Origin of the sequence: Rhodococcus sp. 008 (assembly GCF_001682295.1) — a bacterium.
Classification (GTDB): Bacteria; Actinomycetota; Actinomycetes; order Mycobacteriales; family Mycobacteriaceae; genus Rhodococcus_F; species Rhodococcus_F qingshengii.
The window spans coordinates 4,874,310-4,886,273 of sequence record NZ_CP012749.1 but is presented as its reverse complement, the minus strand read 5'-3'; the positions used below and the strand labels follow the sequence as shown (position 1 = coordinate 4,886,273).

Here is an 11,964-nt window from a genome sequence, read left to right as displayed (position 1 = left end):
GGTCGTACTACAGGTTAGTCCGGCAGCCCTTCCTCCATCCGGCCGATCACTTACCCGGCAGGACGTTGATGCGTGTCATGTCGCCGTCGTAGTAGGCCAGCAGTCGCTTGTCCATGACCTTTCGCCACAGCGGCGGCACCCACGCGCAGACGATCATGACTGCGTAACCCGCTGGAAGTTGCGGCGCTTCGGCCGCACTTCGCAGGCTCTGGTACCGCAGACGCGGATTCGCGTGATGGTCGCTGTGACGCTGAAGTTGATAGAGGAACAGATTGCTGACGACGTGGTCGCTGTTCCAGCTGTCCTCGGGCGAGCACCGGACGTACGAGCCGTCAGGCCGCTTCGCACGTAGCAAGCCGTAGTGCTCGAGATAGTTGGCGGTCTCGAGGAACGTGAAGCCTGCAATTGCCTGAACGGCGAGCCACGGCGCAATTTCCCAGCCGAACGCGGCGATCAGACTGCCGAACAGAACCACACTCATCGCCCACGCGTTCAGGATGTTGTTGCGGTAACTCCACGTCCGTCTCCCCTGACGCCTCAGACGAGCGCTTTCGATCCGCCATCCCGAGCGCAGGCCGCCGATGACGCTGCGAGGCAAGAAGAACCAGAAGTTTTCCTTGTACCGCGAGCTGGCCGGATCCTCCGGCGTCGCGACGCGGACGTGGTGACCATGGTTGTGTTCGACGTAGAAATGGCCGTAGAAGGACTGCGCGAGCGCTACTTTCGCGAGCCACTTCTCGAGCTTCTCACTCTTGTGCCCCAATTCATGCGCCGCGTTGATCCCCACACCGGCAACCACGCCGGCAGTCATCGCGAGCGCGAACTTCTCCCCCGCCGCCATCGGCGCGTTCACCCAACACCACGCGACGAACACCAGCCCGACGTATTGGAGGGGCAGGAACAAGTACGTGCACCAGCGGTAGAAACGATCCTCTTGCAATTCAGGGATCGCTTCGTCCGGTGGGCTGTTACCGTCCTCGCCCGCCAGGAGATCGATCAGGGGAATGACGATGACGATCAGCCACGCCCCGATGGCCCAGAAGAGCCCGAGACTGAATTTGTCGACCAGGAACCACGCAGCGAACGGGCTGAGAGGAACCAGCAAACCCAGTGGCCACAGGTAGCGCTTCTTGTCTCGCCACACCGGCCGCTGCCCGTTCCGCGCTTGCCCTGCCGCTGTCCGGGAGGCTTCCGCGAAGGTCGTCATGTATCACCACGTTTCTGCGCAATCCACTCGATTGCCCCATCGGCTTCTATCCAGTTATCGGTCACCCTACTGCTCAGCGTTACATTTCAGGGAATTTGGTCTGTTACGGGCCGCGACAGCAAACCGTGGGGCGAACTCTCCCAACCTGGCCAAATCCGACATAACGCCAGGAGGATCAGAAGCGAAGCTTCGCCTGGGTCATGAAACCCGCAGGTCAGTCCCGGAGCCTGATTTCTTCGAGTCGGTAGGCAATCCCGATCACACCACTGGCGATAGTTACCATCTTGCAACTTTTCTGCGACAGACACCTCTCGACCTCACACCACGACGGAGGCCCCATCCGGTTGGATGGGGCCTCCGTAGTCGCGTGACTGAACGAACCGGGTCAGGATCAGCTCTTGGCGGTCACCGGGTTCGTGAGAGTGCCGATCCCCGAGACCGTGACCGACACGGAATCGCCGTCGACGATCGGGCCTACTCCGGCGGGGGTGCCGGTGAGGATGACGTCGCCAGGCAAGAGAGTCATCACCGCCGAGATCCACTCGATGATCTTCGGAATGTCGTGGAGGAGAAAAGCCGTGCTGCTGTCCTGCTTGACCTGGCCGTTCACCTCGGTCTTGATGTCGACGTCGGACGCATCCAGACTGGTTTCGATCCAGGGGCCGAGTGGGCAGAAAGTGTCGTGGCCCTTCGCGCGCGTCCACTGCCCGTCGTGACGCTGATGATCTCGCGCCGACACGTCGTTGGCGATCGTGTAACCGAGGACCACGCTCAACGCCTTCGCCGCCGGAACGTCCTTGCACGGTTGACCGATGACGACCGCGAGTTCACCCTCGAAGTGCACCTCGTTCGAGGTGGGAGGCAAGACGATCGGGGCACCCGGGCCAACTATGGACGTGTTCGGCTTGAGGAAGATCACGGGGTCCGCGGGAGCCTCTCCGCCCATCTCCGCGATGTGATCTGCATAATTCTTGCCGATGCAGATCACCTTGCTGGCGAGAATCGGAGCCAGCAGACGAACATCGGCGAGCGGCCAACTTCGGCCGGTAAATGTGGGGTTCCCGAACGGGTGCTCCGCAATTTCCTTGGCGACGAGGGCATCCTCTTCACCTTCGATACTGACGAACGCAACACCATCGGGACTGGCAATTCGACCAAGACGCATGCCGGCCAGTCTATCGGGGTGCCGGAAACGACTGACGCGCGCAAGCCGAATGGCTCACGCGCGTCAGTCCCGTGAAAGAATTCCTTACAGCGCTGCAGTGATCCGGTCGCCGATCTCCGTGGTGGAGATGGGACCTTCGCCGCGGGTAGCCAGGTCGGCAGCGACCACAGCCTCGACCCGAGCGGCGTCGTCCTCGCGTCCGAGATGGCGAAGAAGCAGTGCGGCCGAGAGGATCGCGGCGGTGGGATCAGCGATTCCCTTGCCTGCGATGTCCGGAGCACTGCCGTGAACGGGCTCGAACATCGACGGGTTGGTACCCGAGGCATCGATGTTTCCACTTGCGGCCAAACCGATGCCACCGGTTACGGCGCCGGCGAGGTCGGTGATGATGTCACCGAAGAGGTTGTCCGTGACGATCACGTCGAAGCGCGACGGGTCGGTGACCATGTAGATCGTGGCCGCGTCGATGTGGCAGTACGCGGTTTCTACGTCCGGGAACTCGGCACCGACGGTCTCGATTGCACGCGTCCAGATTGCGCCCGCGTTGGAGAGCACGTTGGTCTTGTGAATCAAGGTGAGGTGCTTGGACCGGGTCTGCGCCAAGGCAAATGCGTAACGCACCACGCGCTCGGCACCGAACCAGGTATTGATCGACACCTCGGTCGCGATCTCGTGATCGGTGCCGACGCGGATCACTCCACCGTTTCCGGTGTACGGACCCTCGGTGCCTTCACGAACCACGACGAAGTCGATCTCCGGCTGCGCCGCCAACGGCGACAGCGCACCCGGATACAGCTGTGCGGGGCGAAGATTCACGTGATGATCGAGCTGGAAGCGCATGTTCAGCAGCAGACCACGCTCGAGGATGCCGGGTGCGACGATCCGCGGATCACCGATGGCGCCCAACAGAATTGCGTCGTGCTGACGAATCTGGTCCAGCTCGTCCGCCGGGAGCAACTCGCCGGTGGCGTTGTAGCGACGGGCACCGAGATCGTATTCGGTGGTTTCCAGATCCGGAACCAACTTGCCGAGCACCTTGAGCGCCTCGGCAGTGACCTCGACGCCGATTCCGTCACCCGGAATGACCGCAAGCTTCATGGAGTCCTCATCTCAGTAGAACTGTGCGCCTTTATCAACCGCGGGCGGTTGATAAAGGCGCACAGCAAAAACAATCAGGAAAGGTCGACCTGGGCGACGCGAGCGTCGAGCTGCGAGACGATTGCCTCGACCTCGGCGTCACCGACGACGCGATCGACGCGCAAGATGACAGTTGCGCCTTCGCCTTCGGCATCCTGGCTCAGTGCTGCTGCGAGGATGTCGACGCCCGCGTTTCCGAGGACGGTGCCGAGGACACCGAGAACGCCCGGGCGATCGCTGTAGTGAACGACGATGTTGTGGCCCTCGGCGCGCAGGTCGAAGCTGCGTCCGTTGATGTTGACGATCTTCTCGACCTGCTGCAGACCGGTGAGTGCGCCCGTGACCGACGTGACCGTGCCGTCGGCGGCAACTGCACGCACCTCGACCGCGCTGCGGTGAGCAAGAGCCTCGGAGTGCTTCTCGACCGACACGGTCACGCCGCGCTGCTCGGCCAGTGCCGGAGCGTTGACGAACGTGACGGCCTCATCGCTGCTGGCGGAGAACACGCCGCGTAGTGCAGCCAGGCCGAGGATGTCGACGGTTTCGGCAGACAGCTCGCCGGTGGCGACAACCTGCACGGTCTGCACAGCTTCGGGCGACAACGTCGCAGCGAGGAGACCGAGCTTGCGGACGAGCTCGAGCCACGGAGCAACTTCTTCGCCCACGGGGCCGCCGGAGACGTTGACAGCCTCGGGAACGAATTCGCCTGCCAGAGCGAGGAGAACACTCTTGGCCACGTCGATGCCTGCGCGGTCCTGAGCCTCGGACGTCGATGCTCCGAGGTGCGGGGTGACAACGACGTTGTCGAGCTCGAAAAGCTTGGAATCGGTGCACGGCTCGGTGCTGAACACGTCGAGACCGGCGCCTCGGACCTTGCCGGAGACGAGTGCGTCGTAGAGCGCATCTTCGTCGATCAGACCACCGCGAGCGGCGTTGACGATGATGACGCCGTCCTTGGCCTTGGCGAGGCGCTCGGCGTTGATCAGGCCGGCCGTTTCCTTGGTCTTGGGCAGGTGCACGGAGATGAAGTCGGCGCGCTCGACGAGCTCGTCGATGGTGACCAGTTCGATGCCGAGCTGCGCTGCGCGCGCTGCGGGCAGGTAGGGGTCGTACGCGATGATCGTGGTCTCGAACGCAGCGAGACGCTGCGCGAAGAGCTGGCCGATGCGGCCGAGTCCGACGACACCGACGGTCTTGCCGAGGATCTCGACACCGTTGAACTTGCTTCGCTTCCAGGTGTTCTCACGCAGGGTCTTGTCTGCTGCGGGAATCTGGCGAGCGGTCGACATGAGGAGCGCGACAGCGTGCTCGGCAGCGGAGTGAATGTTGGAGGTTGGTGCGTTGACGACCATCACGCCGCGCTCGGTGGCCGCGGGGATCTCGACGTTGTCCAGGCCGACACCGGCGCGGCCGATGATCTTCAGCTTGGTGCCGGCAGCCAGAACCTCGGCGTCGACGGTAGTGGCGGAACGGACGAGAATCGCGTCGGCCTCGGGTACCGCGGCGAGCAGCGCCGGGCGGTCGGGTCCGTCGACCCAACGCACCTCCACACCGTCACCGAGCGCCTCGACTGTGGACGGCGCGAGCTTGTCGGCGATCAGAACAACGGGACGGCCAGGCTGGCTCACGTGCAAACTCCCTGATTAGGTGGGTGTGAAGGTGGTTTAACCACCGATAGTTTAGTGCGCGCTCACTTGGAATCCACAACGCGGTAGGCAATACCACATAGTGGACACTTTCGCGGGCAAATTCTCGACGGAATATGAATCCGGACTCAGACGACCCGGAAAACGACTCCGGCCCAATGCCGCGCTGGTTCAACGTAATTGAACCGGCGCGGCATCAGGCCAGTGGAGACGTGGAGCGTGAAACTGCGAATTACGCGGTTTCGGTGATCGGACGATCGACCCAGCTCATCAGGTCGCGCAGCTTCTTGCCGGTGACCTCGATGGGGTGCTCGGCGTTGGCCTTGCGCAGGCCCTCGAGCTCGGTGTTGCCGTTCTCGACGTTGGCAACCAGACGACGGGTGAACTCGCCGGACTGGATGTCGGCCAGGATCGCCTTCATGCGCTCCTTGGTGTCGGCGTCGATGACGCGCGGGCCGGAGAGGTATCCACCGAACTCAGCGGTGTCGGACACCGAGTAGTTCATGCGGGCGATGCCACCCTCGTACATGAGGTCGACGATGAGCTTGAGCTCGTGCAGAACCTCGAAGTACGCCATCTCGGGTGCGTAGCCGGCCTCGACCATGACCTCGAAACCGGTCTTGACCAGTTCCTCGGTGCCGCCGCAGAGCACGGCCTGCTCGCCGAAGAGGTCCGTCTCGGTCTCTTCCTTGAACGTGGTCTTGATGACGCCTGCGCGGGTTCCGCCGATGCCCTTGGCGTAGGACAGAGCGAGAGCCTGTCCTTCACCCTTGGGATCCTGGTCGATGGCGATGAGCGCGGGAACGCCCTTGCCGTCGACGAACTGACGACGCACCAGGTGGCCGGGGCCCTTGGGGGCGACCATGCCGACGGTGACGAACTCCGGAGCCTTGATCAGGTCGAAGTGAATGTTCAGGCCGTGACCGAAGAACAGCGCGTCGCCGTCCTTGAGGTTCGGCTCGATGTCATTGGTGAAAATGCTCGCCTGCGCGGTGTCAGGTGCGAGCACCATGATGACGTCGGCCCACTCGGAAACCTCGGCCGGCGTACCGACCGTCAGCCCCTGCTCTTCAGCCTTCTCACGCGACTTCGAGCCTTCCTTGAGGCCGATGCGCACATCGACGCCCGAGTCACGCAGGCTCAGCGAATGGGCGTGGCCCTGGCTTCCGTAGCCGATCACAGCAACCTTGCGGCCCTGAATGATCGACAGATCGGCATCGTCGTCGTAGAACATCTCGACTGCCACAGTTCTCAACCTCTCCTTGGATTTTTACGTGTCTAAAAGTACTAACGGGTGGCCGTGATCGACTTCGGCCCTCGACCGACTGCCACGACCCCGGACTGAACGATCTCCCGGATACCGTACGGATCAAGCATCCGCAGCAGTGCATCCAGCTTGGACCGAGTACCGGTCGCCTCGATGGTGACGGACTCCGGAGAGACGTCGATCACCTTGGCGCGGAACAGGTTCACCGTTTCGATGACCTGCGTGCGCACGCTTGCATCAGCGCGCACCTTGATGAGCACGAGCTCGCGAGCGACGGATGCTTCACCGTCCTGCTCGACGATCTTGATGACGTTGATCAGCTTGTTGAGCTGCTTCGTCACCTGCTCGAGAGGGAACTCGTCGACCGTGACGACGATGGTCATACGTGAGATCTCGGGGATCTCGGTTCCGCCCACCGCAAGGGATTCGATGTTGAATCCGCGGCGGGAGAAAAGTGCGGAGACGCGAGCCAGCACGCCTGGCTTGTCCTCGACGAGAACACTGAGGGTGTGACTGGTGCTCACTTCTGATCCTCCCCTGTGCCCGCGGCGGGTCCGGCTTGCTCGCGTGACATGGCTTCGTGGATGACGGCGGGCTCGGCAACTGCCTCGTCGTCGTCGAACAGCGGCCGGATGCCCCGGGCCGCCATGATTTCGTCGTTGCTCGTTCCGGCAGCGACCATCGGCCACACCTGTGCGTCGGCGGTGACGATGAAGTCGATCACGACAGGCTTGTCGTTGATGGACTGCGCCTCACGGATCGCAGCTTCGACATCTTCTTCACGCTCGACACGAATTCCGTGGCAGCCCAATGCTTCTGCGAGCTTCACGAAGTCCGGGATGCGGATGGCGCCGTGCGTTCCGAGGTTGGTGTTGGAGTAGCGCTCTTCATAGAAGAGTGTCTGCCACTGGCGCACCATGCCGAGGTTGCCGTTGTTGATGAGGGCAACCTTGATCGGAATACCTTCGAGTGCGCAGGTTGCGAGTTCCTGATTGGTCATCTGGAAGCAGCCGTCGCCGTCGATCGCCCACACCTCGGTGTCGGGCATACCCATCTTGGCGCCCATGGCTGCGGGAACCGCGTACCCCATGGTGCCGAGCCCGCCCGAGTTGAGCCACGTGCGCGGCTTCTCGTAGCCGACGAACTGCGCGGCCCACATCTGGTGCTGACCGACGCCGGCGCAGTAGATGGCATCCGGTCCGGCGAGCTTGCCGACGGTCTGGATCACGTACTCCGGGCTCAGCTGACCGTCGGTGGGACGGTCGTAGCTCAGCGGGTACGTACGACGGATGTCGTTCAGGTACGCCCACCACTCGGTGAGGTCGAACGTGGTGCCCGTGGCCATGTCGGCACGGATCGCCTCGATGAGTTCGGTGATGACCTCTTTGCAGTCGCCCACGATCGGGACGTCCGCGTAGCGGTTCTTGCCGATCTCGGCCGGGTCGATGTCTGCATGGATGACCTTGGCGTCGGGCGCGAAGGAATTCAGCTGACCGGTCACGCGGTCGTCGAAACGCGCACCGAGGGTGATCAGTAGATCGCTACGCTGCAGAGCGGCGACTGCGGCAACGGTGCCGTGCATTCCCGGCATACCGCAGTTGAGGTCGTGACTGTCCGGGAACGCGCCGCGGGCCATCAGCGTGGTGACGACGGGGATACCGGTCAGCTCGGCCAATTCGAGCAGCTCCGGCGAGGAGTCGGACTTGATGACGCCGCCACCGACGTACAGAACCGGCGACTTGGCGTCGGCGATCAGACGTGCAGCTTCACGAACCTGCTTGCCGTGCGGCTTGGTCACCGGGCGGTAGCCCGGCAGACGCATCTCCGGCGGCCACGAGAACGTGGTCTGCGACTGCAGGATGTCCTTGGGGATATCGACCAGGACGGCGCCGGGGCGACCGCTGGCCGCGAGGTAGAAGGCCTCGGCCATGATGCGCGGGATGTCGATCGCGTCGGTGATCAGGAAGTTGTGCTTGGTGACCGGCATCGTGATGCCTGAGATGTCGGCTTCCTGGAAGCCGTCGGTACCGATCAGCGAGCGCGCCACCTGTCCGGTGATCGCCACGATCGGAACGGAGTCCATCTGCGCGTCGGCCAGCGGCGTGACCAGGTTGGTCGCACCGGGACCCGAGGTAGCCATGCAGACGCCGACCTTGCCGGTCGCCTGGGCGTAACCGGTGGCAGCGTGGCCTGCACCCTGCTCGTGGCGCACGAGCACGTGGCGAACCTTGACCGAATCGAAGAGTGGGTCGTAAACCGGGAGCACGGCACCGCCGGGAATGCCGAATACCGTGTCGACCTCGAGCTCTTCGAGGGCTCGAACCACAGACTGCGCGCCGGTTACCCGCTCAGGCGGGAGCTGGCGACGGTTGGCCGTCTGGGTTGCGGCAGCCGCGGTTGTCGGGCTCGGTGTCCCTGACTTGCGCGGCGTGGGTTGAGGCCGTGCTGTTGGTGCGCTCACTGGGAAATCCTCTGATTCTGGCTCCGGGCAACAAAAAACCCCCGTCAGCATCTGCTGAGCGAGGGTGGCGCGTCGTTATCTGGTGAGTTGAAAAATCGACTCAGGCGACGACGCGCCGGCCGATTACGAGCAACTCATTCTGTTTCACGCACTCGACAGTAGAGGCGCTAGTCGCGAACGGCAAACTTGGTGAGTCGACCGTCCCAGAATCTGAGATACATCGGCTGCAATGCGAAGATGTAGAGGTGTCAACTTCGCAGCAGCCCGTGCCACCGGCTCAATCATCCCACACGCCGAAACCACTTCGGCACGTCATCCGCATTTCGCAGCTCGCTTACATGGCGTGCGCGTTCCTTCTGTTCGCGGTCAGCTTCCCGATCTTCGGGTGGCCCGTCGCCTTCAGCTGGTTGCTGATCCTTCCGATCATCGCCGTCTATCTCGTCGCGCGACTGCGCACCACCGTCAGCCCTAACGGCCTCGAGGTCCGCTCGACGTTCTCCAAGCGCACCCTCGCCTGGGACGACGTCAAGGGTTTCCGCTTCCCGAAGCGGAGTTGGGCGCGCGCGGAACTCACCGACGGAACCGAGGTGACCCTGCCTGCGGTCAGCTTCGTCAGGCTTCCCGAGATCGCGATCGCCAGCGGCGGCCGCATCACCGATCCCTACGCATCCGCCGCAGAAGCCTTCGCCGCCAAGGAAGCCGAGGAGGAAGAAGCAGCTGCAGAAGCAGAAGCAGAATCCGAGCTCGTCGAGAACACACAGGACCAGCCCGAAGAGAAGCGCCCGTAGCACGCGAGTAGCGTTGAAAGGCCCTCGCTTCTATTTGAGTGGACCAGCAACGATCACATAAGGAACACGCCCATGCCCCCGTTGAGGTCACGCACCACCACCATCGGACGTAATGCTGCCGGAGCCCGATCCCTGTGGCGCGCCACAGGAATGACGGATTCCGACTTCGGAAAGCCGATCGTCGCCGTAGCGAACTCGTACACCCAGTTCGTACCCGGCCACGTGCATCTCAAGAACGTGGGCGAGATCGTTGCCGAGGCCATCAGTGCGGCCGGCGGCGTCGCTCGTGAGTTCCACACCATCGCAGTCGACGACGGCATCGCAATGGGCCACGGCGGAATGCTCTACTCGCTCCCGAGCCGCGAGATCATCGCCGACTCGGTCGAGTACATGGCAAACGCCCACACAGCCGACGCACTGGTGTGTATCTCCAACTGCGACAAGATCACTCCCGGCATGCTCAACGCTGCAATGCGTCTCAACATCCCGACCGTCTTCGTCTCCGGCGGTCCGATGGAGGCCGGTAAGGCAGTGGTCGTCGGCGGCGTGGCCCAAGCCCCCACCGACCTCATCACCGCGATCTCCGCCTCTGCCAACGATGCCGTGTCCGACGAGGGCCTCGACGAGGTCGAGCGCAGCGCGTGCCCGACATGCGGGTCCTGCTCCGGAATGTTCACCGCCAATTCCATGAACTGCCTGACGGAGGCCCTCGGCCTCGCATTGCCGGGCAACGGCTCCACGCTGGCAACTCACAAGGCTCGTCACGCACTCTTCTCTCGTGCGGGCACCACCGTGGTCGAGGCTGCCCTCAAGTACTACCGCGACGGCGACGAGTCGGTGCTGCCACGCAACATCGCGACCCCGGCAGCGTTCCGCAACGCGATGGCTCTCGACGTCGCCATGGGCGGTTCCACCAACACCGTCTTGCACACGCTGGCTGCGGCGCAGGAAGGCGAGGTCGACTTCGACCTCGGCACCATCGACGCGATCAGCCGAAAGGTTCCGTGCCTGTCCAAGGTCTCTCCCAACTCGGACTACCACATGGAAGACGTCCACCGCGCCGGCGGAATCCCCGCCCTGCTCGGTGAGCTTCGCCGCGGCGGACTCCTCGAAACCGACGTGTCCACCGTGCACACCAAGAGCTTCGACCAGTGGCTCGACGACTGGGACATCCGCTCCGGCAAGGCAACCGACGAGGCAATCGAACTCTTCCACGCGGCTCCCGGCGGCGTGCGCACCATCGAACCGTTCTCCACGGACAACCGTTGGTCTGCCCTCGACACCGATGCGGCCGGCGGCTGTATCCGCGACGTCGAGAACGCCTACACCGTCGAAGGCGGCTTGGTTGTCCTGCGTGGCAACATCGCACTCGACGGCGCAATACTCAAAACGGCCGGCATCGACGAGGAACTGTTCTCCTTCCAGGGCCCGGCGCTCGTCGTCGAATCCCAAGAAGAAGCCGTCTCGGTCATCTTGCAGAAGAAGATCAAGGCCGGCGACGTTCTCGTCGTGCGCTACGAAGGCCCCAAGGGTGGCCCCGGCATGCAGGAAATGCTGCACCCCACTGCCTTCCTCAAGGGCGCAGGCCTCGGTAAGGAATGCGCGCTGATCACCGACGGTCGTTTCTCGGGCGGAACCTCCGGGCTGTCCATCGGTCACATCTCCCCCGAGGCTGCCGCAGGCGGAATCATCGGTCTCGTCCAGAACGGCGATCAGGTTCGCATCGACGTCGCCTCGCGCACGCTCGAGATCCTGGTCGACGACGACGTCCTCGCCGAGCGACGCGCGAAGATGGAGGCCTCGGAGCGCCCGTGGCAGCCGGTCGATCGTCAGCGCACCGTGACGACAGCACTGCGCGCCTACGCCGCTCTGGCGACGTCCGCCGACAAGGGCGCGGTTCGCTACGTTCCGTAAGTTCTGCCACGAATCGAAATAATCCCCGGCCGCTTTTCGGCCGGGGATTATTTCTGTCAGCGTGCGTGCGGCTCGAGACGCGCGTAGCCGATGTGACAGTCACACAAGGTTTTCGGGCAGCCGCACGTGCGGCAACCAACTCAGCTCCACGAGAATGCTCGCCAACGGGCCACGACAGAGGGTCGACCGAGTCGGGTTCATGTCACCTCGGAGAAGAACGCGGGACCGACTGCGTCCGAACACGCCATACTTCCTCCGGTGTTGTATGAGCTTGAACCACAACCCAATCCGATCATCCCGTTGCCGACACACTCTGCCACGACGCGTGATGGACGCTCGACCGGATCCAGGTACGCGGCGGTCCTCTCGCCTGTCGCCC

General features: G+C 63.3%; 9 protein-coding genes. 2 read left to right on the top strand and 7 right to left on the bottom strand.

The genetic code is table 11. The features are described 5' to 3' along the window. Nucleotides 1–46: 46 nt before the first annotated feature. The 7 genes from AOT96_RS22735 to AOT96_RS22705 form a co-directional block, all read right to left on the bottom strand. Nucleotides 47–1,207, bottom strand: coding sequence for an alkane 1-monooxygenase (locus AOT96_RS22735; protein WP_030535413.1), 1,161 nt, complete (start codon nucleotides 1,205–1,207; stop codon nucleotides 47–49). 391 nt (nucleotides 1,208–1,598) lie between these two features. Next, nucleotides 1,599–2,372, bottom strand: a complete 774-nt coding sequence (locus AOT96_RS22730; protein ID WP_003944722.1) for a fumarylacetoacetate hydrolase family protein — start codon at nucleotides 2,370–2,372, stop codon at nucleotides 1,599–1,601. Between the two features lie 84 nt (nucleotides 2,373–2,456). After that, a complete protein-coding gene (locus tag AOT96_RS22725; RefSeq protein WP_065352369.1) occupies nucleotides 2,457–3,470 on the bottom strand; it encodes a 3-isopropylmalate dehydrogenase in 1,014 nt (337 codons plus the stop codon). Nucleotides 3,471–3,544: 74 nt separating this feature from the next. Further along, nucleotides 3,545–5,137 (bottom strand): phosphoglycerate dehydrogenase, encoded by a 1,593-nt coding sequence (serA, locus tag AOT96_RS22720; protein ID WP_003944758.1) that lies wholly within the window; start codon nucleotides 5,135–5,137, stop codon nucleotides 3,545–3,547. A gap of 250 nt (nucleotides 5,138–5,387) precedes the next feature. Next, nucleotides 5,388–6,389 (bottom strand): ketol-acid reductoisomerase, encoded by a 1,002-nt coding sequence (gene ilvC / locus AOT96_RS22715; protein ID WP_030535412.1) that lies wholly within the window; start codon nucleotides 6,387–6,389, stop codon nucleotides 5,388–5,390. Between the two features lie 53 nt (nucleotides 6,390–6,442). Continuing rightward, entirely contained in the window at nucleotides 6,443–6,946 is a 504-nt protein-coding gene (gene ilvN / locus AOT96_RS22710; RefSeq protein WP_003944718.1) for an acetolactate synthase small subunit, read from the bottom strand. Beyond that, entirely contained in the window at nucleotides 6,943–8,883 is a 1,941-nt protein-coding gene (locus AOT96_RS22705; protein ID WP_030535411.1) for an acetolactate synthase large subunit, read from the bottom strand. Before AOT96_RS22705 ends, ilvN begins: the two co-directional genes overlap by 4 nt. 266 nt (nucleotides 8,884–9,149) lie before the next feature. On the opposite strand from AOT96_RS22705, the gene AOT96_RS22700 reads away from it, so the two are divergent. Next, nucleotides 9,150–9,671 carry a PH domain-containing protein gene (locus AOT96_RS22700; protein ID WP_065352368.1) on the top strand — a complete coding sequence of 174 codons (522 nt, stop codon included), beginning with the start codon at nucleotides 9,150–9,152 and terminating at the stop codon, nucleotides 9,669–9,671. A gap of 72 nt (nucleotides 9,672–9,743) precedes the next feature. Then, nucleotides 9,744–11,585, top strand: a complete 1,842-nt coding sequence (gene ilvD / locus AOT96_RS22695) for a dihydroxy-acid dehydratase (protein ID WP_065352367.1) — start codon at nucleotides 9,744–9,746, stop codon at nucleotides 11,583–11,585. Nucleotides 11,586–11,964 lie beyond the last annotated feature (379 nt).